This is a genomic window from Halomonas stenophila, assembly GCF_014192275.1.
Lineage (GTDB): Bacteria > Pseudomonadota > Gammaproteobacteria > Pseudomonadales > Halomonadaceae > Halomonas > Halomonas stenophila.
The window spans coordinates 215639-238350 of sequence record NZ_JACHXR010000003.1; the positions used below are offsets into that span (position 1 = coordinate 215639).

Sequence of the window (22712 nt, forward strand, 5' to 3'; positions counted from 1 at the left end):
CGCGGCTGGAAGCTTGAAGAAAAGGCTTGATCGCGCCGTGCGTAGGATGAGCCTGTGTTCCAGCTTCCAGCTTCCAGCTTCCAGCTTCCAGCTTCCAGCTTCCAGCTTCCAGCTGTCAGACCTGCCCGTAACGTCCCGCTTCCTCGCCCAGCCAGCGGCGGATCAGCGGGCGGCTAGCCTCCGGCCGGCTGGCCAGCAGCGCCTCGGCCAGCGGCGAGACCGAGGGCAGCAGGTCGGCATCGCGCTCCAGGTCGGCGATCTTCATGGCGGCCAGTCCCGTCTGGCGGGTGCCCAGCACCTCGCCGGGGCCACGGATCGCCAGGTCCTGCTCGGCGATGCGAAAGCCGTCCGTGGTCTCGCGCATCACGGTCAGTCGGCGCCGCGAGTGATCCGACAGGGGTGGATGGTAGAGCAGCACGCAGAAGCTCGCGGTGGCGCCGCGGCCGACCCGGCCCCGCAGTTGGTGCAGCTGCGACAGGCCGAGGCGCTCGGGGTTCTCGATGATCATCAGGCTGGCGTTGGGGACATCGACGCCGACCTCGATCACCGTGGTGGCCACCAGCAGGTCCAGCTCGCCGGCCTTGAAGGCGTCCATGACCTCGGCCTTCTCGGCGGCCTTCATGCGGCCATGGACCAGGCCGATGGCGAGCTCGGGGAGGGCCTCCCCCAGCTCGTCGCGGGTGGCCTCCGCCGCCTGGCACTGCAGGGCCTCGGACTCCTCGATCAGGGTGCACACCCAATAGGCCTGGCGACCCTCGGCACAGGCATGGCGGATCCGGGCCACCACCTCGGGGCGGCGCTCGTCGGGCACCACCGCCGTGGTCACCGGGGTGCGGCCGGGGGGCAGCTCGTCGATGACCGAGACGTCCAGGTCCGCATAGGCGCTCATCGCCAGGGTGCGCGGGATGGGGGTGGCGGTCATCACCAGCTGATGAGGGGTCAGGCCGCCGGCCTCGCCCTTCTCGCGCAGCGCCAGGCGCTGGTGGACGCCGAAGCGGTGCTGCTCGTCGATGATCGCCAGGCCGAGGCGCTGGAAGTGCACGTCGCCCTGGAACAGCGCATGGGTCCCCACCACCATCTGCGCCCGACCGTCGAGGATCGCCGCCTTGGTATCCAGCCGGGCTTTGCCCTTGAGCTTGCCGGCCAGCCAGGCCACCTCGATGCCGAGCGGCGCGAACCAGCGCTGGAAGGCGCGGTAGTGCTGTTCGGCGAGGAGTTCGGTGGGCGCCATCATGGCCGCCTGGCAGCCGCCGGCGATGGCCGACAGCGCCGCCATGGCGGCCACCACCGTCTTGCCCGAGCCGACGTCGCCCTGCACGAGGCGCAGCATGGGCATCTCGCCGGCGAGGTCGGCGCGGATCTCGTCGAGCACCCGACGCTGGGCGGCGGTCAGCGAGAAGGGCAACTGGGTGAGGAAGCGGGCCTGCAGCCCGCGTCCATCGGGCAGCGGCGGGGCGCCGTCTTCCTGGATGCGCAGGCGCACCTCCCGCAGGCTCAGCTGGTGAGCCAGCAGCTCCTCCAGGGCCAGGCGCCGGGTGGCGGGGTGGTGGCCCTCGGCGAGGATCCCGGGGTCGACCTCCGGCGGGGGATGGTGCAGCACGCTCAGGCAGTGATGGAGCTCGGGCAGGGCGAAGCGCTGGCGCAGTGCCTCGGGCAGCCATTCCGGCAGGGCCTCGGGGGCGGCGTCCAGCCGCGCCAGGGCCTGGTCGATCAGGGCCCTCAGCCGGGTCTGGTGCAGGCCCTCGGTGGTCGGGTAGATGGGGGTCAGGTGATCCTCCACCGGTGGCGCCCCCTCGCCCAGCAACCGATATTCCGGGTGATAGAGCTCGAGCCCGGTGGCGCCGGCCCGGGCCTCTCCGAAGGCGCGCACCCGTCCCCCGGGGCGGAACTGCTGCTGCTGGGCCGGCGAGAAGTGGAAGAAGCGCAGGCTGAGGATGCCGGAGCCGTCGCGCAGGCGCACCAGCAGGCTGCGTCGCCGGCCGCGCACCACCTCGGCGGCCATCACCTCGCCCTCCACCACGGCCTCGCCACCGGCGCGCAGGGTGGCGATGGGCGTGACATGGGTGCGGTCCTGGTAGCGCAGCGGAAGATGGAACAGCAGGTCGGTCACGGTCTCGATGCGCAGCCGGGACAGTTTCAGGGCCAGCGCCTCGCCGACGCCCTTGAGGTCCGTGACGGGGGCGTCGAGGCCACTCATGCCGGGGACGGCTCGGCGGCGCGACAGCGCTGGATGGCCTCGGTCACCGCATCGATGGCCTGGGGACGGGGGAAGCTCGCGCGCCAGGCGATGGCCACGGTCCGCGCGGGGGCCGGCGCGGAGAAGGGACGGCTGACCAGCAGGCCGCTCTCGTAGTGACCGGTGCCGATGGCCGAACGCGGCAGCACGGTGATGCCGAGGCGCGAGGCCACCATGTGGCGGATCGTCTCCAGCGAACCGCCCTCGGCGGTGAGGGTGTTGTGGGGGCTGTTGAGCTTGTGGCTGATGGCCGGGCAGGCCTCGAGGATCTGGTCGCGAAAGCAGTGCCCCTCGCCGAGCAGCAGCAGGCGCTCCTCGAGGAGGTTCTCCTTGTCGATGCTCTTGCGGCTGGCCCAGGGGTGGTCGGCCGGCACCAGCACCTCGAAGGCCTCCTCGTAGAGCGGCTTGGTCACCACATCGGTCTCGGTGAAGGGCAGTGCCACGATGATGGCGTCGAGCTCGCCGCTGCGCAGCTTGCGCCGCAGGTCGCCGGTGAAGCCCTCTTCGATATACAGCGGCATCTGGGGCGCCCCCCGGGTGAGCTCCGGCACCAGGTGGGGAAACAGGTAGGGGCCGATGGTGTAGATGGCGCCGATACGCAGCGGGCTCGCCAGCTGGTCACGTCCGGCGGTGGCCAGCTCCTTGATCACGCTGCTCTGTTCCAGCACGCGCTGAGCCTGCTCGACGATCTTCTCGCCCAGCGGCGTGACCTGGACGGTGGACTTGGAGCGCTCGAACAGCGCCACCCCCAGCTCCTCCTCGAGCTTCTTCACCGCCACCGAGAGGGTGGGCTGGGACACGAAGCACCGCTCGGCGGCGCGGCCGAAATGGCGCTCCTGGGCCAGGGTTACGATGTAGCGGAGTTCTGTTAGAGTCATCTTGGTGCCGGGGCATCCTCTCTTGTGCGTCACGGGCCCCACGATAAGGGCACCCTCATACGATAGGGACTTTTTATCAGGGGGCGAAGGAAAGGTGAAGAACACGACGCTGATTCTGGGCTGTGGTGATATCGGAACGACGCTGGGCCGCGAGCTGCTGGCGGCCGGCCATCGCGTCGTCGGCGTGCGGCGCCATGCCGGCAAGCTGGCCGACACCGGCATCGAGGGCCGCGCCGCGGATCTGGGCGATCCTGCGGCGCTCGCCGAGTTGCCGGATGCCGACCTGCTGGTCTACGTGGTCAGTGCGGACCACTTCGATGAGGACGCCTATCGGGCGGCCTACCCGGATGGCCTCAAGGCGGTGCTGGCGGAGTATGCCGGCCGCCGCCAGGCGCCGAAGCATGTCTTCTTCGTCTCCTCCACCAGCGTCTATGCCCAGCAGGACGGCGAGGTCGTGGACGAGACCAGCCCCGCCGACTCCGCCGGCTTCTCGGGCCAGCTGATGCGCGAGGCCGAGCAGGCGCTGATCGAGCACGCCTTGCCGGGCACCGTGGTGCGCTTCTCGGGCATCTACGGCCCCGGCCGCGACCGGCTGATTCGCCAGGTCGGCGAGGGACGCATCGCCGCGGCCACCCCGGCCATGTACTCCAACCGCATCCATCGCGATGACTGCGCCGGCGTGCTGGCCCACCTGATCGGCCGGGCGCTGGCCGGCGAGTCGCTCCATGAGCTCTACCTGGCCAGCGACTGCGAGCCCACGCCGCTCCACGAGGTGATGACCTGGCTGGCCAGGCAACTCAAGGTCGAGGCCACCGAGACCATCCAGTCGCCGCTGCGCCGCCGGGCCAGCAAGCGCTGCGACAATGCCCGCCTGCTCGAGAGCGGCTATCGCTTCCGCTACCCCAGTTTTCGCGAGGGCTACGCCCAGGTGCTGCGCGAGGGCGGCTTTCTGCAGCCGACCACCTGATCCGCACCGTGATGGCGGCGGGGGACGTGGTCAGAGTGACTGGCGGTAGCTTAGCGAGTAGACCTCGAAGCCGTTGTTGGGCAGGTCGAGACCGGCGTTGGAGTAGTGGCTGGCGCTGACGCCCAGCTCACCGCCCTGACCGAGCCGGATTCCGGCCGCCACTCGGTCCTCGAACTGGAAGGAGGTGGACAGGTCCCGGTCCTCGAGCCGCGTCTCGACGAACAGCGCACCCCCCACCCCGACCTCGATGTAGGCCCGGCCGCCAGCACAGCTATAGCGCAGGGCCGGGGTCAGTCGCCAGGCGAGGTTGTCCTGCCGATGGTCGCCGGGCAGCCACAGCAGCCCGGTGGCCAGGCGCAGGCCCAGGGCCGGATGCCACTGGCTCAGGTCATGCATCCAGTCGAGGTTCACGCTCAGCGACGGGGTGCCCTCGCTGGTGGTGCCGAGTTCGAGGCTGGGGGCGGCGCCGGCCGGCGGGATGCCGAGACAGGCGGCGAGGGCGGCGGTGGTCGCGAAGCGGGGGAGCCGGCGCGTCATGGCATCTCCTCGGGCGGGGCGGTCCGCGCGAGGGGCCGATAGTGGCTTCCCTGTTGCGTTACGACCGACTGTATTAGCTCTACCCGAGTATAGTCCCATGTCATGGCGATGCGCGGCAGATCGGGGCCGAGCGGCCGCCGGGCCTGGCGCAGCAGGGTGATGTGCGGGGCGAAGCGGTCGGGCCGTCCGGTGATGCCCATCGCCTCGAGGCCGTCCCAGAGTTGGCGCTGCAGGTCTCTCAGGGCCGCTTCCCCCTCGGCCCCGCCGACCCAGACGATCCCCGGGCGGTGGAAGCGACCCCAGGCATCCAGCCGCCAGCTCCCCGGCAGGATCGAGAAGCGCGCCAACCAGTCGCCGATCGCCGTGGCCCGGGGCTCCGGCTGCTCGCCGAGGAAGGCCAGCGTCAGGTGCAGGCTGTCATCGGGCATGCGTCGCCCGCCGCAGCGGGCCTGGGCCCGCTCGGCGAGCTCGCCGAGCCGCCGGCGCAGGGCCGGCGGCGGCACCAGGGCCAGGAAGAGGCGCATGGAATCGATGCCTTGTCCGTCAGACAGCATGCCCAAATCCTCAAAAGCTATGGGGCCGGCGGCAAGGTGCAGCGAGGGTCCTACGCCATGGATGGCGTCGGAAGCGCCCAGGGACGGGTTCACAGCGCCCTCGCGAAAGCTTGTCGCCGGCCGGTGCCTCCTGCCCGGCCGGGCTTGGGAAGGAGATATCAGTCGCCAATGACCAGCACGGCTTCCGCCTCCACCTGGCTGCCCTTGGGCAGCGCCTTGACGCCGACGGCGGCACGGGCGGGATAGGGCGCCTGGAAGAACTCCTCCATCACCTGGTTGACGATGGCGAACTTGTCCAGGTCCACCAGGTAGAGGTTGAGCTTGACCACGTCCTGCAGGGTGCCGGCGGCCTCCTCGCAGACCGCCTTCAGGTTGGTGAACACCTGGTGGGCCTGGGCCTCGAAGTCGTCGGAGACGAGCTCCATGGTCGCCGGGTCCAGCGGGATCTGGCCGGACAGGTAGACGGTATTGCCGGCCTTGATGGCCTGGGAGTAGGGGCCGATGGCGGCGGGTGCCTGGTCGGTGTTGATGACGGCCTTGTTGCTCATGGTGTGCTCCGTGTGTTGTTTGCGGTGAGGTGCAGCCAATGACAGACCCCGCCCGCCGCGACCGCGACGGGCGGGGTCGGGATGCTTCAATTGCCCAGGCGAGTGATCCTGCCGACATGCGACAGGTTGCGCAGGCGCTTGATGATGCGGGCCAGGTGTACGCGATTGCGCACGGCCAGGGTCAGGTTGACGATCGACAGCCGGGCGTCGCGCTCCTCGATGCCGATGCGCTCGATGTTGGCGTCGGCATCGGTGACCAGGCTTGCCAGCTCGGCGACCAGGCCGCGGCGGCTCTCGATCTCCAGGCGCAGCGGCACGGGGAAGTCCTCGTCGGCCTGGTCGGACCACTCCAGGGCGAACAGCTTGTCCGGGTCGCTCTTGAGTTCGGCCAAGTTGCGGCACTCGTCCCGGTGCACCACGATGCCCTTGCCGGCCGAGAGGTGGCCGATGACCGGGTCGCCGGGCAGCGGATGGCAGCAGCGGGCGAACTTGATCACCATGCCCTCGGCGCCGCTGATCAGGATGGGGCCCTGGGCCTGGCGCTCGCTGCGGGACGGCACCGGCTCGCCATGCTGGAGGTCGACCAGCCGGCGCGACACCACATGAGCGACTCGGGTGCCGAGCCCGATGGACTCCAGCAGGGCATCCTCGCTCTTGAGCTCGAGTTCGTCGAGCAGCACGTCCAGCGGTTTCGCCGGCAGCTCCTCGAGGCTGGTCTCGAACTCGGCGAGGGCCTTATTGAGCAGCCGGCGGCCCAGCTGGACGGCCTCGGTGTGCTGCTGGTGCTTGAGGGCATGACGGATCGCCGAGCGCGCCTTGGCGGTGACCACCACGTTGAGCCAGGCCAGGTTGGGCCGGGCCCCCGGGGCGGTGATGATCTCCAGGGTCTGGCCGCTCTGCAGGCGAGTGGAGAGGGGGGCCAGGTGACGGTCGATGCGACAGGCGATGCAGCTGTTGCCGATATCGGTGTGCACGCTGTAGGCGAAGTCGATCACCGTGGCGCCCTGGGGCAACTCCATGATGTCGCCCTTGGGCGTGAAGACGTAGATGTCGTCGGGGAAGAGGTCGTTCTTGACGTGCTCGATGAACTCCAGCGAGTCCCCGGCGTGGCGCTGCATCTCCAGCAGGCCCTTGACCCAGGCCCGGGCCCGGGCGTGGCTGCCCTCGGCGATGGGGTGCTCGGTCTGGCCGGCCTTGTAGAGCCAGTGGGCGGCGATGCCGTTGTTGGCCATGGCCTCCATCTCGCGGGTGCGGATCTGCACCTCGATGGGCATGCCGCCGCTGCCGAACAGGGTGGTGTGCAGGCTCTGGTAGCCGTTGGCCTTGGGAATGGCGATATAGTCCTTGAAGCGGCCCGGGACCGGCTTGTACAGGTTGTGGACCACCCCGAGGATGCGGTAGCAGCTGTCGACGTCCTCGGTGATGATGCGAAAGCCGAAGACATCCATGATCTCGGCGAAGGACTTCCGCTGGTCGCGCATCTTGCGGTAGATCGACAGCAGATGCTTCTGGCGGCCCACCACCGAGCCGTTCAGGCCCTCGTCGTCGAGGCTCTTCTGCAGGCTGTTCTGGACCTGGCGGATGGTCGAGCGGCGATGTCCCCGGGCGCTGGCCACGGCGCGCTTGATGCGCTCGGCGCGCATCGGGTGCAGGGCCTGGAAGGACAGGTCCTCGAGTTCGACGCGGATGGTGTTGATGCCCAGCCGGCTGGCGATCCGGGCGTAGATCTCCAGGGTCTCGCGGGCGATGCGACGCTTCTTCTCCGGGCGCAGGGCACCCAGGGTGCGCATGTTGTGCAGCCGGTCGGCCAGCTTGACGATGATCACCCGGATGTCCCGGGACATCGCCAGGACCATCTTCTGGAAGTTCTCGGCCTGGGCGACGGCCTTGTCCTCGAAGGTGATCTGGGTCAGCTTGGAGACGCCGTCGACCAGCTCGGCCACCGGCTTGCCGAACTGCTCGCCGAGGGCCTCCTTGGCCACCCCGGTATCCTCGATCACGTCGTGCAGCATGGCCGCCATCAGGCTCTGGTGGTCCATGTGCATGTTGGCGAGGATGTTCGCCACCGCCAGGGGGTGGGTGACGTAGGGCTCGCCGGAACGCCGGCGCTGGCCGTCGTGAGCCTGCTCGGCGTAGTAGAAGGCACGCTTGACCTGCTGGATCTCGTCCTGGGGAAGGTAGCCGCCGAGACGGTCGGCCAGGTCATCGATGGTGAACATGCGGCGCGCCCTGAAGGTTTCGTGATGGCCCTGGGGGAGGCATCGGCGGGACTCCGGTGGGGCGGATCACTCCTCGGCGGGGATGCCCGGCTCGGCCTCGGGGCGGGGGCGGATCGGCGCGGCCTCGACGGGTTCATCCAGCACGCTGGAATCGACCAGGCCCTCGGCGATCTCGCGCAGCGCCATGACGGTGGGCTTGTCGTTTTCCCAGGGCAGCAGGGCATCGCGGGAACCGCGGGCCAGCTGACGGGCACGCTGGGTGGAGATCATCACCAGCTTGAAGCGGTTTTCGACGTTTTCCAGACAATCTTCGACGGTGACTCGCGCCATGGAGGCCTTCCTGAATGCTGACGGGCGAAGCCCCGGCCGACGTCACTGCGCCCCGGGGATTCCACCAATGAATAGATGGGATAGATTACTCGACCCCCGGCTCCCCTGACAAGAGCGCCGCCAGCAGCGGCCCGTGGCGCGCCTGGACGCGCTCGAGGGTCAGGCGGCGGGCGATGACCAGGGACTGCAGCTCGCGCAGGGCGGTGGTGAAGTCGTCGTTGATCACCAGGTAGTCGTACTCGTCGTGATGGGACATCTCGCTGACCGCCTCGCGCATGCGCTCGGCGATCACCGCATGCTCGTCGGTGCCGCGGCCGGCCAGGCGATGCTCCAGTTCCTCCCGGGAGGGCGGCAGGATGAAGATCGACACCGCGTCGGGCAGTTGCGCGCGGACCTGGCGGGCGCCCTGCCAGTCGATCTCGAGGATCACGTCCTGGCCGGCGGCGAGCAGGGCCTGCACCGCCCGGCGCGAGGTGCCGTAGTAGTTGTCGAACACCCGGGCGTGCTCGAAGAACTCCCCCCGCTCGATCAGCGACTCGAAGGCCGCCTTGTCGACGAAGTGGTAGTTCACGCCGTCGACCTCGCCGTCGCGGCGCGGCCGGGTGGTGTGCGACACCGAGACCTGGATGCCGTCGAGGCTTTCGATCAGCTCGCGCACCAGGCTGGTCTTGCCGGCGCCGGAGGGAGCGGAGACGATGAAGAGCGTACCTTGGGGCATGGTGGATCCTGCGGAGTTGACGGCTGCGGGAAGGCGCGAAGTATCGCACACTTGGCGGCGTCGCCCCAGCACCCGCCGTCAGGCCACGGCCAGCGTCGCTCGGCGACGCTCCCGATAGCGTCCGGTGAAGAACATCAGCAGCCCGCCGAGGGCCAGCACGGCGCCGACCAGACCACTCGATGACCAGGGCGCGCCGCCCTTGATCACCACCGCCGCCAGCCAGGCGCCCAGGGCGTTGGCGCAGTTGAAGGCGGCATGGTTCATCGAGGCGGCCATGGTCTGGGCGTCGCCGGCGACGTCCATCAGTCGCGTCTGCAGCGCCGGCCCCAGGGCCATGCTGGTCCCCACCAGGCCGACGAACAGCAGCCCGCTGATCAAATGGTCGGCGGCGAAGAAGAAGCCGCCCTGCACCAGTAGACACCACAGCAGGATGCGCGGGATCGCCTTGAGCAGGTTCTTGTCGGCGAGGCGCGCGCCGATCAGGTTGCCGAGGATGGTGCCGACACCGAAGATCGCCAGCACCCAGGGGCCCACCGACTCGGCCATGCCGGCCTGGGTCGAGAGGGTGGGGACCACATAGCTGAACACCGCGAACATGCCGCCGAAGCCGATACTGGCCACCCCGAGGGTGAACAGCACCCGTTGCTTGACCAGCGCCGAGAGCTCCCGCCGGGGGCTGGCGTCCGGGTTGTGGGGTTGGCTGGGGACCCAGAGGCGGATCAGCACGGCGGTGGTCAGGGCGATCGCGCCCACGCCGAGGAAGGCGCTCTGCCAACCCAGCCACTGGCCGGCCCAGGTGGCGAGCGGGGCCCCGACCAGGATGGCGCTGGTCAGGCCCAGCATCACCCGGCTCACCGCCCGGGCGCGCTGCTCGATGGGGACCGCGGCCGCCGCCACCAGGGCGGCGACGCCGAAGTAGGCGCCATGGGGCAGGCCGGCGAGGAAACGCAGGCCGACGAAGGGCCAGAACGAGGTGGCCAGGGCGCTGGCGATGTTGCCGACGGCGAAGACCAGCATCAGCGCGATGAGCAGGGCGCGGCGCGGCACCCGGGCGGCCAGGGCCGAGATCAGCGGGGCGCCGACCACCACGCCCAGCGCATAGCTGGAGATGGCGTAGCCGACATCGGCGGCGGCGACCTGGAGATCGCCGGCGACCCGCTCCAGCAGGCCCATGATCACGAACTCGCTGGTGCCGATGCCGAAGCCGCCCAGGGCCAAGGCGAGCTCGGCCAGGCGGGGGTTGCGCGCCGCGGCGCTGGGTGTGGCGGACGCCATGGCGGCTCCTCCCCTGGACAGGCGCTCCCCATGGGGCTCGGGAGCGAGGAAAATGACTTAAACTTTAAGACAAAAGGATAAGGAATTTCCGCCCTTTCTGCGAGGAGTCATGCGTTTTGTTATGTAATATAACTACATTGCCGTGAGAGTTGCCCCACCGATCGGAAAGGCAATGTCATGGTGGGGGACGGTTCAAGACACCGATGCCGGGGCGAGCCGGCCGGCCTCCTGGGACCAGCGACCGAGCCCCTCGCTGATCCGTTCCAGGGCGTACTGGGCGGCCACCGAGTTGCCGCTGGCGTCGAGCGCCGGCGACCAGGCGCAGATCGACAGCCGGCCGGGGACGATGGCGACGATGCCGCCACCCACGCCGCTCTTGGCCGGGAGTCCCACGCGATAGGCGAAGTCGCCCGCGGCATCGTACATCCCGGAGGTGAACATCAGGGCATTGATGCGCTGCGCCATGGCCGGCGGCACGAAGCGTTCGCCCGTGGTCAGCGCACGGCCATCGGCCGCCAGGTAGTTCAGGGCAATGGCGAGGTCGGCACAGCTCATGCGCAGCGCACAGCAGGCGAAATAGGCCTCCAGGACCTCGTCGACCTCGTTGTCGAGGTTGCCGAAGGCCTTCATCAGGTAGGCGGCGGCGGCGTTGCGGGCGCGATGCTGCCATTCCGAGGCCAGGACCTGCCGGTCGATCAGGATGCCAGCGTTGCCGGACAGCGTCCTGGCGATGTCCCGGAGGTGCTTCGACGGGGTGGCGAAGGCGCCGACCAGGTGGTCGGCGACCACGATGGCCCCGGCATTGATGAAGGGGTTGCGGGGCTTGCCGCGCTCCGTCTCCAGCTGCATCAGGGAGTTGAACGGCATGCCCGAGGGGTTGAGGCCGACGCGCTGCCACAGGGCATCCCCGTGGGTGCGCAGCGCCAGGCTGAGCAGCAGCACCTTCGACAGGCTCTGGATCGAGAAGGGCATCTCGGCGTCGCCGGCCGTGTAGAGTTGCCCGTCGTTGGTGCAGACGGCGAGTCCGAACCGCTCGGGGTCCTGGTCCGCGAGGGCCGGGATATAGTCGGCGACCCGGCCCGTGCCGAGCCGCGACCTGGCGCGGTCGGCGATCTCGTCCACCCAGGCCTGAAGCGCCGGCGAGCCGCCGGGCCGCGGGCGGGCGGCGTGGGAAGGAGTGGTCATTCGGGGACCTCGACAGGCGAAAGGGCCCGGTTGAGCCGGGCCCGGGTCGGTTCATCGGGAGGCCGGTGCGGCCGCCGCGGCCCGCTGGGCCCGCTCGCGATCCTCGGGCTCGATCTCCCAGGCGGCCGGAACCACGTTCAGGTCGGCGAACCTGGCGGCGTCGAAGATCGGCTGTTTCACCCCGTCCTGGATCTGGCCGTCGAAGTCGCGCATGAAGCGCAGCCCCGGCTTGAACAGCAGGATCAGGGCGATGAGGTTGGCCAGGGCCAGCAGGCCCATGGTGGTGTCGGCGAAGGCGAAGATGGTGCCCAGGTCGGTCGTCGCCCCCCAGGTGCACAGGCCGATGATGGCGAGGCGGAAGGCATTGAACAGCGTGCGGTTGCGGTGGCTGAAGAAGTCGAGGCTGTTCTCGCCCAGGTAGTAGTTGTAGAGGATGGTGCTGAAGCCGAACAGCAGCAGCGCGATGCTGACGAAGCTGCGGCCCCACTCCCCCACATGGTCGGCCAGGGAGGCCTGGGTCAGGGCAATGCCGTCGATCCCGGCGCCGGCGGCCGGGTCATAGGCCCCGCCGAGCAGGATGATGAAGGCGGTGGCGGAACAGATGATCAGGGTGTCGATGAACACCGAGAACGCCTGGACGATGCCCTGGTTGACCGGGTGCGGTACATAGGCGACGGCGGCGACGTTCGGCGCGCTGCCCAGGCCGGCCTCGTTGGAGAACAGGCCGCGCTTGACTCCCATCAGGATCGCCGCGCCGATGCCGCCGCCGATGGCCGGCTCGAGGCCGAAGGCGCTGTTGACAATCAGCGCGATGACGTCGGGCAGTCGGGTGACGTTCAGGCCCAGCACGACCAGGGCGATCAGCAGGTAGCCCCCCGCCATCACCGGGACCAGCACCTCGGTGACCCGCGCGATGCGCTTGACGCCGCCGAAGATGATCAGGCCGACGACCACGGCGAGGCCGATGCCGGTGACGTGGACCGGGATGCCGAAGGCATCGCCGAAGGAGGTGGCCACGGCATAGGACTGCAGGGCGGTGAAGGCGAAGCCGAAGGTCAGCAGCAGCAGCACCGAGTAGAGGCCGGCCAGCCAGGTCCAGCGGCGGCCGAGCCCCCGGGCGATGTAGCGCGCCGGGCCGCCGCGAAAGGTGCCGTCGGGCTCGGCGGTCTTGTAGGCCTGGGCCAGGGTGCATTCGAGGAAGCTGGTGGCCATGCCCATCAGGCCGACCACCCACATCCAGAACACGGCCCCCGGGCCGCCGAGGGTGATGGCCACGGCCACGCCGGCGATGTTGCCGCCGCCGACGCGACCGGCCACCGACAGCAGCAGGGCCTGGAAGGAGCTCAGGTGGCCGTGCTGGTCCCGCTTGAAGGCCTGGCTGGCGCCGAGGATGCGGAACATGCGGCCGAAGTAGCGGAACTGGACGCAGCGCGAGGCCACCGTGAAGCCGATCCCGACGGCAACCAGCAAGGCGATCAGCACCTTGCCCCACAGCAGGTCATTGATCAGATCCAGCATCCGACACCTCCCGGCTGCGCGCTCTCGGTGGTGCGGGATGTGCTCGCGGCCAGGGCGGCCGCCTTCGTTGTTGTTGGCATCGGTCGTCGAACCTCTTGCTCTTGGAATTGGGGTGGCTCCCGCCGGGGAGCCACCCACTCCAGAGCAAGGCGCGTGCCAGTCGGGTGGTTATGATTTAGGTGGCTGAATTTAAAGGTATTTCTTGTGATGTGGGTGGCGGTGAGCGGCCGCGAAGGGGTATAACCTCGGTGCGGGCCAAGCCATGAAGGCGTTTGTAATTAGCTGAAATTCAAGGAATCATAGAAGGCTATAACCTGGGTTATGTCACCGGGGAGGTTATAGGGGTTCCAGCCCCGTCCCGCGCATCTTCTTCAGCCGCTTGCTCAGCGCCGGCTGGGAGATGCCCAGCAGGCGCGAGGCGATGGACTGGTTGCCCTCGGCCCGGCGCATGGCCTCGCGCACCAGCAGGTCGGCCACCTCGTGCAGCGTCGGCAGGGGCGCGTCCGGGGTGAACACCGCGCCTTCGACCGGGCTGTTGTCCGCTGGCGCCGGGTGCGCCTGCGTCGGGTCGATGGCCCGCTTGAACACCTCCATGGACAGCGTCCGGGAACGGTGGACGCTCATGGCGTCATAGGCCATGGCGCGCAGTTCCCGCACGTTGCCGGGGAAGTCGTAGTTGGCCAGCAGCACCGGCAGCTCGGGGGGATAGGTCGGCCGGGACTTGCCGAGGTCGTCGGCGGCCTCGGCGAGGAAGTGGTCCAGCAGCAGCGGGATGTCCCCCTTGCGCCGACGCAGCGGTGGGATCTGGACCTGGTGGGTGCGCAGCCGGTAGTAGAGGTCCTTGCGGAAGGTCCCCTCCCGCTGGCGCGCGTCGAGGTCATGGTGGGTGGCCACCACGATCCGGGCTCGCATCCGCTTGGGGCGGTCGCTGCCCAGGGGGTAGTACTCCCCTTCCTGCAGCAGTCGCAGCAGCTTGACCTGGGAGGCCGGACTCAGGTCGCCGATCTCGTCGAGGAAGAGGGTACCGTCCGCCGCCTGCTCGATCATGCCGGCGCGGGCCTGGTCGGCACCGGTGAAGGCGCCGCGCTGGTGGCCGAACAGGGTGTCGGCGAAGACATTGTCGTCGAGCCCCGCCGCGTTGACGCAGACCAGCGGGCCGCGGCGGCCGCTCAGCGCATGGGCCGCCCGGGCGATCAGTTCCTTGCCGACCCCGCTCTCCCCACCGATCAGCAGCGGCTGGCCGCTCGGCGCCACCGACTCGAGGTACTGGAAGACCGAGCGCATGGCCTTGTCGTCGGTGATGCTATCGGCGAAGGCCTCGGGACGTTCCAGGGTGTCGTTGAGGAAGCGCCGACGCAGCTCCAGATTCTCCTGGCGCAGCTCCTGCAGACGGATGGCGCGCTTGATGCCCTCGATCAGCCGGTCCTGCTCGTCGGTCTTGACGAAGTAATCGAAGGCGCCGTGCTTGATGCACTCGACGGCGGTCGCCACCTGGTTCAGGCCGCTGATCACGATCACCCCGACGTCGGGGTGCTCCTCGACGATGCGCCTCAGCAGCTCCTCGCCCGACAGGTGGGGCATGGTGAGGTCCAGGGTCACCAGGCCGATGTTCTCCCGGGCCAGGATGTCCATCACCTCGCGGCTGTCCTGGCAGCGGTGGAGGTGGTTGATGCCGCCGCTGCGCTCCAGGGTAATGCTCAGGCTGCGCAGGAAGGAGGGTTCGTCATCGACCAGCAGGAGGCCGAAGGCGGGATAGAGGTTCATGCTCATCGGTCAGCTTGCGTCCAGGTGGTGTCGGTCGTCGGCACGTCGTCGCGTACCGGGGCCGCGGGCAGCGTCAGGGTGACGGTGGTGCCCTCGCCGGGTCGGGAATCGAAGGCGAGCTGGCCCTGGTGCTCGCGGACGATGCCGGCGGAGACCGACAGCCCCAGGCCGGTGCCGCCGCACTCGCGCCGGGTGGTGAAGAAGGGGTCGGTCAGCCGGGAGAGCACCTCGGGAGCGATGCCCCGCCCCTCGTCGCGCACCTCCAGGGTCACGGTCCCGTCACCGGGAAGGTGGCGGGTCGTCAGGCGGATGCCCTGGTCGCGACCCTCCAGGGCCTGGCAGGCGTTCAGCACCAGGTTGATCACCACCTGTTCGATGCGCTGGCCGTTGCCCTGCACGGCTGGCAGGGCCTCGGCGTAGCGCGTCTCGAACCGGTCGGTGGCCTTGCGGATCGAGTTGTCGACCAGGCGCACGGCGGTGCTCGCCACCTCGTTGAGGTCGAGGCGTTCGCCGAGATCGGCACTGCCCTGCCGGGCGAAGTCCTTGAGGTCGCCGACGATTCGCTTGATCCGTTGGGTGCCCTCCAGCATCTCGTCGAGCATGGCGGGGATCTCGTCGCGCATCCGTGAGTAGGGCAGCCCGCCGAGCGGGAAGTCGCCGTGCTGGCGATAGTGCGCCTCGAGAATGGGGCGGGCATCGTCGTAGGCCTCCCCCAGCACCGGCAGGTTGAGCAGCAGCAGGCCGCTGGGGTTGTTGATCTCGTGGGCGACGCCGGAGACCAGGACGCCGAGCGAGGACATCTTGTCGGCCTGGATCAGTTGCTGCTGCTGTTGGCGCAGTTCCTCGGTTCGGCTCGCCACCTCGCGCTTGAGCAGGCGGTTCCAGATCACGATGCCGCCCAGGATCAGCAGCAGCAGCGCCGAGGCGATGGCCCCGATCAGGCCGAGCCGCTTCCACGGCAGGCCCTCCCCCTGCTCCAGCGGACCCAGCCACTTGTCGTAGATGGCCTGGTGACGGCCGGTGTTCTTGAGGATCGCCAGGCCCTCGCTGAACTGGGCCAGCACGTCGGCATTGCCCTCCTTCACCGCATAGCCGTAGCGCAGCGAGAAGGGGCGGGCGACCGGCACCAGGTTGGTCAGCCCCAGCTCGCGGCTGAGGTACAGCGCCGGGAGATTGGCCACCAGGGCGTAGTCGTGCTGGCCGGCGGCCAGCGAGCGCAGCGCGTCGGCATGCGTGTCGGTGGGGAACAGCTCGGCCCCCACCTCTCGCTCGATCAGCAGATCCTGCATGATATCGCCGCGCTGCACGATCACCTCCTTGCCGCGCAACTCCTCCAGGCGTGCCACGGGCGGCGTGCCGCGGCGGGCGAAGATCGACTGGTGGACGATGGCGTGAGGGGGCGCGAAGTCATAGTGCTCGGCGCGGGACTCGGAGTAGGACATGCCCTGCAGCACGTCGATCTCGCCGTTCTCCAGCTGGCGGCGCATCTCGCTCCAGGGCCCCAGTTCGATGCGTACCTCGATGCCCATCACCTCGGCGATGGCCCGGGTCAGCTCGACGTTGTAGCCGGCGGGGCGACCGTCCTCGTCGAGGAACTCGTAGGGCGGGTGGTAGTGGTCGCCGCCGATCACGATTACCCGGCCGGCGTTGTCGGGGGCCACGCCGGCACTCGGCTGTCCCCAGCCGGTCGCGGGCGCCGCGACGAGGCCGGCGAGCACCAGGATTGCCGCCAGCCAGGCCATCAGGCGGGGCACGCCAGGGAAGGGAGATGCGCTCGACGTCACGGTCATGCGCGTCCTACTCGATGTTCTGGATCTGCTCGCGCATCTGCTCGATCAGCACCTTGAGCTCCACGGCGCAGCGGGTCGACTCGGCGACCACCGATTTCGACGACAGGGTATTGGCCTCGCGGTTGAGCTCCTGCATCAGGAAGTCCAGGCGCCGGCCGATCGGGCCCTTCTGCTTGAGCTGGCGTTCCACCTCGAGGACATGGGTCTCCAGGCGATCGAGCTCCTCGGCCACGTCGGCCTTCTGGGCCAGCAGTACCAGCTCGGCCTCCAGTCGCTGGGGGTCGAGCTCGGTGCGCATGGCCTCGAGGCGCTCGAGCAGCTGGCTGCGCTGGCGCTCGAGGATCTCCGGCAACAGCCGACGGACCTCGGCCACCTGGACGCGGATGGCCGCGAGACGCTCGCGGATCAGGGTGGCGAGCTGCTCGCCCTCCCGGGCGCGCCCGGCGACCAGGTCGTCCAGGGCGGCGCCGAACAGCGTCCTGGCCTCGGCCTTGATGGCCTCCATGTCCGGCCCCGGCGTCTCCAGCACGCCGGGGTGGTCGAGCAGCGCCAGGGCATCGGGCATGGCGGCCGTGGGAACGGTCTGGCGAACCTCGCCGAGGGCGGCGGCCAGGGCTTCCAGGCGCGGGCGGTTGACGGCCAGGCCGTTGTCGCCATCGGCGGGATCGAAGCGCAGCTGGCACTCCACCTTGCCCCGGGCCAGGCGACCACGCAGGGCGTCGCGGAAGACGGGTTCCAGGTCGCGAAGGGCCTCGGGCAGGCGGAAATGGGGTTCGAGATAGCGCTGGTTGACCGAGCGCAGCTCCAACTGCAGCCGGCCCCAGTCGGCGTCGCGGTCCTGCCGCGAAAAGGCCGTCATGCTGTGGACCATCGGGGGACTCCTGATGCGCAGGCGATTGGTCAGGCAGTGTAAACGATTCTGTCGGCAGACCGTGTAGAATGGCGGCCAATCCATCCATCCCCGACTTCGAGAGAGGTGCCATGTCCTCGGACATCCGGCGTCCCAGCGGACGCGCCCCCCACCAGCCCCGCGACATTCGCCTGACCCGCGATTACACCCGTCATGCCGAGGGATCGGTGCTGGTGGAATTCGGTGACACCCGCGTGCTGTGCAACGCCAGCGTCGAGGCCGGCGTGCCGCGCTGGCTGCGTGGCAAGAAGCAGGGCTGGGTCACCGCCGAGTACGGGATGCTGCCCCGGGCGACCCACACCCGCGGCGGCCGCGAGGCCACGCGGGGCAAGCAGGGCGGCCGGACGCTGGAGATCCAGCGGCTGATCGGCCGCTCGCTGCGGGCCGTGGTGAACCTCAAGAAGCTCGGCGAGTTCACCATCACCGTGGACTGCGACGTCATCCAGGCCGATGGCGGCACCCGCACCGCGGCCATCACCGGTGGCTGCGTGGCGCTGATCGATGCCATCCGTTACCTGCAGCGCGAGAAGCTGATCAAGGGCGATCCCTTCCATCAGCTGGTCAGCTCGGTCTCGGTGGGCCTGTTCAAGGGGGTGGCGGTGGTCGACCTGGACTACCCGGAGGATTCGAGCGCCGACACCGACATGAACGTGGTGATGGCCGAGGGCGGCGGGTTGATCGAGGTGCAGGGCACCGCCGAGGCCGGCACCTACAGCCGCGAGGAGCTCGATGCCATGCTCGATCTGGCCGAGCGGGCCGGCGAGTCGCTGTTCGCCCATCAGCGCGAGGCGCTGGGCATTCGCGCCTGAGGTATACGTTCTTCAGCGTTGCCCTAACGCAACACGCCGGCGCTAGGCCGGCGTGTTGCGTTGCCGCGGGGGCAACGGCGACGAAGGGAAGGCGATCAAAGCGTCAGGTCGTACTCGACGATCAGCGGCGCGTACTCGGAGAAGGTCGCGTCGTAATCGATCCAGGCATCCACCACGTGGCGGCGGAAGTTGGGGCCGACCAGCTGGTAGTCGATGCGCCAGCCTTCCTGGCGCTCCCGGGACTGGTCCTGGTCCAGCGCCGGCCACCAGGTGTACTCGCCGGCATCGCGGTTGATCTCGCGGAAGGTGTCGATGAAGCCGGTCGGGCCGAGCACCTGGTCCATCCAGGCGCGCTCCTCGGGCTTGAAGCCGGGAGTGGTCTGATTGTCGGCCCAGTTCTCGAGGTCGATGGTCTTGTGGGCGATGTGCCAGGTGCCACAGATGATGTACTCGCGGCGCTTGCGGGCCATCTTGGCCAGGTATTCCTGATACTGGGCCATGAAGCTCTGCTTGGCGGCCGGGTCGCTGCCATCGGGCATCAGGAAGCTGGCGATGCTGAAGCGGTCGTAGTCGGCCTGCAGGAAGCGCCCCTCATGGTCGCACTGCGGGAAACCCAGGCCGTACATGATCGCCTTGGGGATCTTGCGGCAATACAGGCCGACGCCCGAGACGCCGTCCTGCTCGGCATCGAGGAAGTAGCCCTCGTAGCCTTCCGGGTAGAGGATGCTGTCGTCGAGCTCGAAACTCTTGGCCTTGAGGTTCTGCACGCAGACGACGTCGGCATCCTGGTTGGCCAGCCAGTCGAGGAAGCCCCGACCGACGGCCTCGCGGATGCCGTTGACATTGATGGTGGCGATTTTCATACATGGTCCCTTTTGCGTCGCGCGTGTATGATACCCGACGTTTCGACGTTTGGGTAAATGGCGTCAGTCGATAAACGTGATAGGAGGCTCCGTGGCGGATCAGCGAGTGGCATCGTCCCTGCAACCCTACCAGCAGGCATTCATCGAGTTCGCCATCGAGCAGGGCGTGCTGCGCTTCGGCGAGTTCACCCTGAAGTCCGGCCGGGTCAGTCCCTATTTCTTCAATGCCGGCCTGTTCAAGACCGGCCGCGCCCTGGCGGCGCTGGGCCGCTTCTACGCCCAGGCCATCGCCGACAGCGGCATCGAGGCCGACGTCCTGTTCGGTCCGGCCTACAAGGGCATCCCCCTGGCCGCCACCACCGCGGTGGCCCTGGCCGACCATCATGACCGCGACCTGCCCTATGCGTTCAACCGCAAGGAGGCGAAGGCGCACGGCGAGGGCGGCAACATCGTCGGCGCCACGCTTTCCGGGCGTATCCTGATCGTCGACGACGTCATCACCGCCGGCACCGCCATCCGCGAGGTGATGGGGCTGATCGACGCCGCCGGTGCCAGCGCCGCCGGGGTGGTGGTGGCCCTGGACCGCCAGGAGCGCGGCGGCGACGACGCCGACCCGCGCAGCGCCATCCAGCAGGTCGAGGCGGCCTATGGCATGCCGGTGATCAGCATCGTCACCCTGGACATGGTGCTCGAGTACCTCGAGGTGCATGCCGGCGACGCGTTGCGCGGCCATGCCGAGGCCATCCGCGCCTATCGCGACCGCTACGGCGTGGCCGGGCGCTGAGCGGCCCCTGCGCCCGGGAGGCGTCCAGGCCTCATCGCCGAGCCGGTTTCTCGGGCCCCGTTCGGGGCCCGAGTGCGTTGTCGGCCTAGCATATCAGGAGTCGTTGATGCTCGACGTGGTGCTCTACCAGCCCGAGATCCCGCCCAACACCGGCAACCTGATCCGGCTGTGCGCCAACACCGGCTTCCGGCTGCACCTGATCGAGCCGCTGGGCTTCACCCTGGACGACAAGCGCCTGCGCCGTGCCGGCCTCGACTACCACGAGTGGGCCCGGGTGCGGGTGCACCGCGACTGGGCGGCCTTTCTCGCCGCCGTGGCGCCTGGCCGGGTCTTCGCCGTCTCGACCCGCGGGCGCACCGGCTACCACACCCCGACCTACCGCGAGGGCGATGCCCTGGTCTTCGGCCCCGAGACCCGCGGCCTGCCCCAGGCGCTGCTCGATGCCCTGCCCGAGGCGCAGCGCCTGCGCATTCCCATGCTTCCCGAGAGCCGCAGCCTGAACCTCTCCAATGCCTGTGCGGTGGTGGTCTTCGAGGCCTGGCGCCAGCTCGACTTCGTGGGGGCCGGCCATCCGGGGGCCGGCCATCCGGGGGCCGGCCATCCGGGGGCCGACCATCCAGCTATCGGCAGTGAGCCCGCCGCCGAACCGAGGGAGTTCGAATGACCCCCAGCATCGCCAGTCGCCTCGCCAAGCTCAACCCCCGCCAGCAGGAGGCCGTGCGCGCCATCGACGGGCCCTGCCTGGTGCTGGCCGGCGCCGGCTCCGGCAAGACCAGTGTGATCACCACCAAGATCGCCTACCTGGTGCAGGAGTGCGGCATGAGCGCCCGACGCATCGCTGCGGTGACCTTCACCAACAAGGCCGCCCGGGAGATGAAGGAGCGGGTGGGGCAGATGCTCCAGGGGCGCGAGGGCCACGGCCTCACCGTCTCCACCTTCCATACTCTGGGGCTCAACATCATCCGCGGCGAGCTCAAGGCGCTGGGCTACAAGCCCGGCTTCTCGCTGTTCGACCCCGAGGACGCCAAGGCCCTGCTGCGCGACCTGATGAACAAGGACGCCCAGGTCGATGCCGAGGCGATCAACCAGGTCCAGGCCGCCATCTCCAACTGGAAGAACGACCTGGTACTGCCGGGGCAGGCGCTGTCGCATGCCGCCGACGACGGCGAGCAGTTCGCCGCGCGGGTGTACGAGGCCTATGTGCGCCACCTCAAGGCCTACAACGCGGTGGACTTCGACGATCTCATCCTGTTGCCGGTGACCCTGCTGCGCGACGATCCCGAGGCGCTGGCCCGCTGGCGGCGCAAGATCCACTACATGCTGGTGGACGAGTACCAGGACACCAACGTCAGTCAGTACCAGTTGGTGCGCATGCTGATGGGCGAGCGCCAGACCTTCACGGTGGTGGGCGACGACGACCAGTCGATCTATGCCTGGCGCGGCGCGCGCCCCGAGAACCTGGTGACCCTGGGCGAGGACTTCCCGCGGCTCAACGTCATCAAGCTCGAACAGAACTACCGCTCCACCGGCACCATCCTGCGTGCCGCCAATACCCTGATCGGTAACAACCCTCATGTCTACGAGAAGACCCTGTGGTCGAACATGGGCCAGGGCGAGGCGATCCGCGTGGTGGTCAACCGTCACGAGGAGGCCGAGGCCGAGCGGGTGGCCAGCGAGATCCTCACCCGGCGCATCAAGGAGCGGGCCGAGTGGCGCGACTTCGCGGTGCTCTACCGCGGCAACTTCCAGGCGCGGTTGCTCGAGCTCAAGCTGCAGCACTACCAGGTGCCCTACAAGCTCTCCGGGGGCACCTCCTTCTTCTCGCGGGGCGAGATCAAGGACGCCATGGCCTACCTGCGGCTGCTGATCAACCCGGCCGATGACAACGCCTTCCTGCGCATCGTCAACGTGCCGCGCCGCGAGATCGGTCCCGGCACCCTGGAGAAGCTGGCCAACTACGCCACCGATCGCGGCACCTCGCTGTTCGCCGCCTGCCACGAGCTGGGGCTGGCCGAGCAGCTGCCCACGCGGGCGGTCGAGCGCCTGGGGCGCTTCACCCACTTCATCGATGGCGTGCGCCGGCGCATGGACGGCGGCGATGCCCTCGCCGCGATCCGCGAGATGCTGCGCGACATGGACTACGAGGCCTGGCTCTACCAGAACGCCAGCGCCCCGACCATCGCCGAACGGCGCATGGCCAATGTCTGGACGCTGATCGACCAGCTCGAGAAGTCGATGCAGGCCGACCCCGAGGACAGGGCGGAGGAAGCCACCGCGAGCACCGCGACCGAGACCGACGACGTCGAGTCGGCCATCTCGCGGCTGGTGCTGCGCGATATCCTCGAGCAGCAGGCCGAGGAGGACGACTCCGACCGCGTCCAGCTGCTGACCATGCACGCCTCCAAGGGCCTCGAGTTCCCGCATGTCTACCTGATGGGGCTCGAGGAGGAGCTGCTGCCACACCGCAACGCCATCGAGGTGGGGACCGTGGAGGAGGAGCGTCGCCTGGCCTACGTGGGGATCACCCGGGCACGGCGCACCCTGACCCTGACCCTGGCCCGCCAGCGCAAGGCCTATGGCGAGCTGATGGACTGCACGCCGAGCCGCTTCCTCGACGAGCTGCCCGAGGACGCGCTGGAGTGGGAGGGACGCGCCGACCGCGAGGACCCGGAGAAGAAGCAGGCCCGCGGCCAGGACGCCATCGCCGGACTGCGTTCGCTGTTGGGATGATCCTGGAGTCGAGGGTCGAGGGTCGAGGGTCGAGGGTCGAGGGTCGAGGGTCGAGGGTCGAGGGTCGAGGGTCGGTAGAAAGCAAGTGGGGCGCCGA

General features: G+C 69.0%; 20 protein-coding genes. 5 read left to right on the top strand and 15 right to left on the bottom strand.

The window, feature by feature from the left end:
• Window positions 1-115 precede the first annotated feature (115 nt).
• Together recG and FHR97_RS07540 are read right to left on the bottom strand one after the other, a co-directional pair.
• Complete coding sequence (gene recG / locus FHR97_RS07535; protein ID WP_183383158.1) at window positions 116-2197, bottom strand: ATP-dependent DNA helicase RecG; 2082 nt, start codon at window positions 2195-2197, stop codon at window positions 116-118.
• Entirely contained in the window at window positions 2194-3114 is a 921-nt protein-coding gene (locus tag FHR97_RS07540) for a hydrogen peroxide-inducible genes activator (protein ID WP_183383159.1), read from the bottom strand. Before FHR97_RS07540 ends, recG begins: the two co-directional genes overlap by 4 nt.
• 94 nt (window positions 3115-3208) lie before the next feature.
• Between FHR97_RS07540 and FHR97_RS07545 the strand changes: the two genes are divergently transcribed.
• Window positions 3209-4081, top strand: coding sequence for an NAD-dependent epimerase/dehydratase family protein (locus FHR97_RS07545; RefSeq protein WP_183383160.1), 873 nt, complete (start codon window positions 3209-3211; stop codon window positions 4079-4081).
• A 30-nt stretch (window positions 4082-4111) separates the two neighbouring features.
• Here the strand turns inward: FHR97_RS07545 and FHR97_RS07550 are convergent, their stop codons facing one another.
• From FHR97_RS07550 to FHR97_RS07605, 12 genes are all read right to left on the bottom strand, one after another.
• Complete coding sequence (locus FHR97_RS07550; RefSeq protein WP_183383161.1) at window positions 4112-4618, bottom strand: acyloxyacyl hydrolase; 507 nt, start codon at window positions 4616-4618, stop codon at window positions 4112-4114.
• A complete protein-coding gene (thpR, locus tag FHR97_RS07555; RefSeq protein WP_246403831.1) occupies window positions 4615-5172 on the bottom strand; it encodes an RNA 2',3'-cyclic phosphodiesterase in 558 nt (185 codons plus the stop codon). Before thpR ends, FHR97_RS07550 begins: the two co-directional genes overlap by 4 nt.
• A 158-nt stretch (window positions 5173-5330) precedes the next feature.
• Window positions 5331-5720 (bottom strand): RidA family protein, encoded by a 390-nt coding sequence (locus FHR97_RS07560; protein WP_183383163.1) that lies wholly within the window; start codon window positions 5718-5720, stop codon window positions 5331-5333.
• A gap of 86 nt (window positions 5721-5806) precedes the next feature.
• Window positions 5807-7939: a RelA/SpoT family protein gene (locus FHR97_RS07565; protein ID WP_183383165.1), complete on the bottom strand. Its 2133-nt coding sequence runs from the start codon at window positions 7937-7939 to the stop codon at window positions 5807-5809.
• 66 nt (window positions 7940-8005) lie between these two features.
• A complete protein-coding gene (gene rpoZ / locus FHR97_RS07570) occupies window positions 8006-8269 on the bottom strand; it encodes a DNA-directed RNA polymerase subunit omega (RefSeq protein WP_126482171.1) in 264 nt (87 codons plus the stop codon).
• A gap of 85 nt (window positions 8270-8354) precedes the next feature.
• A complete protein-coding gene (gene gmk, locus FHR97_RS07575) occupies window positions 8355-8987 on the bottom strand; it encodes a guanylate kinase (RefSeq protein WP_183383166.1) in 633 nt (210 codons plus the stop codon).
• Window positions 8988-9065: 78 nt separating this feature from the next.
• Window positions 9066-10262, bottom strand: coding sequence for an MFS transporter (locus tag FHR97_RS07580; protein WP_183383167.1), 1197 nt, complete (start codon window positions 10260-10262; stop codon window positions 9066-9068).
• Window positions 10263-10454: 192 nt separating this feature from the next.
• Complete coding sequence (gene glsB / locus FHR97_RS07585; RefSeq protein WP_183383169.1) at window positions 10455-11447, bottom strand: glutaminase B; 993 nt, start codon at window positions 11445-11447, stop codon at window positions 10455-10457.
• Window positions 11448-11498: 51 nt separating this feature from the next.
• The gene (locus FHR97_RS07590) at window positions 11499-12965 is read right to left on the bottom strand and encodes an alanine/glycine:cation symporter family protein (protein WP_183383170.1); all 1467 of its coding nucleotides are present in this window, start codon (window positions 12963-12965) and stop codon (window positions 11499-11501) included.
• 336 nt (window positions 12966-13301) lie between these two features.
• Window positions 13302-14735: a sigma-54-dependent transcriptional regulator gene (locus FHR97_RS07595; protein WP_183383172.1), complete on the bottom strand. Its 1434-nt coding sequence runs from the start codon at window positions 14733-14735 to the stop codon at window positions 13302-13304.
• Window positions 14732-16519: a transporter substrate-binding domain-containing protein gene (locus FHR97_RS07600; RefSeq protein WP_183383173.1), complete on the bottom strand. Its 1788-nt coding sequence runs from the start codon at window positions 16517-16519 to the stop codon at window positions 14732-14734. Before FHR97_RS07600 ends, FHR97_RS07595 begins: the two co-directional genes overlap by 4 nt.
• Before the next feature lie 7 nt (window positions 16520-16526).
• Window positions 16527-17390, bottom strand: coding sequence for a YicC/YloC family endoribonuclease (locus FHR97_RS07605; protein ID WP_183383175.1), 864 nt, complete (start codon window positions 17388-17390; stop codon window positions 16527-16529).
• 110 nt (window positions 17391-17500) lie between these two features.
• Between FHR97_RS07605 and rph the strand changes: the two genes are divergently transcribed.
• Window positions 17501-18238 carry a ribonuclease PH gene (gene rph / locus FHR97_RS07610; RefSeq protein WP_183383176.1) on the top strand — a complete coding sequence of 246 codons (738 nt, stop codon included), beginning with the start codon at window positions 17501-17503 and terminating at the stop codon, window positions 18236-18238.
• A gap of 95 nt (window positions 18239-18333) precedes the next feature.
• On the opposite strand, the gene FHR97_RS07615 is transcribed toward rph, so the two are convergent.
• Window positions 18334-19101 carry an exodeoxyribonuclease III gene (locus FHR97_RS07615; protein WP_183383177.1) on the bottom strand — a complete coding sequence of 256 codons (768 nt, stop codon included), beginning with the start codon at window positions 19099-19101 and terminating at the stop codon, window positions 18334-18336.
• A gap of 106 nt (window positions 19102-19207) precedes the next feature.
• Here FHR97_RS07615 and pyrE point away from each other — a divergent pair, with 106 nt between their 5' ends.
• The 3 genes from pyrE to rep all read left to right on the top strand — a co-directional run bounded on the left by pyrE (window position 19208) and on the right by rep (window position 22615).
• Window positions 19208-19885, top strand: coding sequence for an orotate phosphoribosyltransferase (gene pyrE / locus FHR97_RS07620; protein ID WP_183383370.1), 678 nt, complete (start codon window positions 19208-19210; stop codon window positions 19883-19885).
• A gap of 106 nt (window positions 19886-19991) precedes the next feature.
• The gene (trmL, locus tag FHR97_RS07625) at window positions 19992-20549 is read left to right on the top strand and encodes a tRNA (uridine(34)/cytosine(34)/5-carboxymethylaminomethyluridine(34)-2'-O)-methyltransferase TrmL (protein ID WP_246403841.1); all 558 of its coding nucleotides are present in this window, start codon (window positions 19992-19994) and stop codon (window positions 20547-20549) included.
• Entirely contained in the window at window positions 20546-22615 is a 2070-nt protein-coding gene (gene rep / locus FHR97_RS07630) for a DNA helicase Rep (protein ID WP_183383179.1), read from the top strand. Before trmL ends, rep begins: the two co-directional genes overlap by 4 nt.
• The last annotated feature ends 97 nt before the right edge of the window (window positions 22616-22712 follow it).

Bases quoted from the DNA above. Each gene is read 5' to 3' on its own strand.
- recG (WP_183383158.1), bottom strand. From the start codon at position 2,197: ATGAGTGGCCTCGACGCCCCCGTCACGGACCTCAAGGGCGTCGGCGAG.
- FHR97_RS07540 (WP_183383159.1), bottom strand. From the start codon at position 3,114: ATGACTCTAACAGAACTCCGCTACATCGTAACCCTGGCCCAGGAGCGC.
- FHR97_RS07550 (WP_183383161.1), bottom strand. From the start codon at position 4,618: ATGACGCGCCGGCTCCCCCGCTTCGCGACCACCGCCGCCCTCGCCGCC.
- thpR (WP_246403831.1), bottom strand. From the start codon at position 5,172: ATGCTGTCTGACGGACAAGGCATCGATTCCATGCGCCTCTTCCTGGCC.
- FHR97_RS07560 (WP_183383163.1), bottom strand. From the start codon at position 5,720: ATGAGCAACAAGGCCGTCATCAACACCGACCAGGCACCCGCCGCCATC.
- FHR97_RS07565 (WP_183383165.1), bottom strand. From the start codon at position 7,939: ATGTTCACCATCGATGACCTGGCCGACCGTCTCGGCGGCTACCTTCCC.
- rpoZ (WP_126482171.1), bottom strand. From the start codon at position 8,269: ATGGCGCGAGTCACCGTCGAAGATTGTCTGGAAAACGTCGAAAACCGC.
- gmk (WP_183383166.1), bottom strand. From the start codon at position 8,987: ATGCCCCAAGGTACGCTCTTCATCGTCTCCGCTCCCTCCGGCGCCGGC.
- FHR97_RS07580 (WP_183383167.1), bottom strand. From the start codon at position 10,262: ATGGCGTCCGCCACACCCAGCGCCGCGGCGCGCAACCCCCGCCTGGCC.
- glsB (WP_183383169.1), bottom strand. From the start codon at position 11,447: ATGACCACTCCTTCCCACGCCGCCCGCCCGCGGCCCGGCGGCTCGCCG.
- FHR97_RS07590 (WP_183383170.1), bottom strand. From the start codon at position 12,965: ATGCTGGATCTGATCAATGACCTGCTGTGGGGCAAGGTGCTGATCGCC.
- FHR97_RS07595 (WP_183383172.1), bottom strand. From the start codon at position 14,735: ATGAGCATGAACCTCTATCCCGCCTTCGGCCTCCTGCTGGTCGATGAC.
- FHR97_RS07600 (WP_183383173.1), bottom strand. From the start codon at position 16,519: ATGACCGTGACGTCGAGCGCATCTCCCTTCCCTGGCGTGCCCCGCCTG.
- FHR97_RS07605 (WP_183383175.1), bottom strand. From the start codon at position 17,390: ATGGTCCACAGCATGACGGCCTTTTCGCGGCAGGACCGCGACGCCGAC.
- rph (WP_183383176.1), top strand. From the start codon at position 17,501: ATGTCCTCGGACATCCGGCGTCCCAGCGGACGCGCCCCCCACCAGCCC.
- FHR97_RS07615 (WP_183383177.1), bottom strand. From the start codon at position 19,101: ATGAAAATCGCCACCATCAATGTCAACGGCATCCGCGAGGCCGTCGGT.
- trmL (WP_246403841.1), top strand. From the start codon at position 19,992: ATGCTCGACGTGGTGCTCTACCAGCCCGAGATCCCGCCCAACACCGGC.
- rep (WP_183383179.1), top strand. From the start codon at position 20,546: ATGACCCCCAGCATCGCCAGTCGCCTCGCCAAGCTCAACCCCCGCCAG.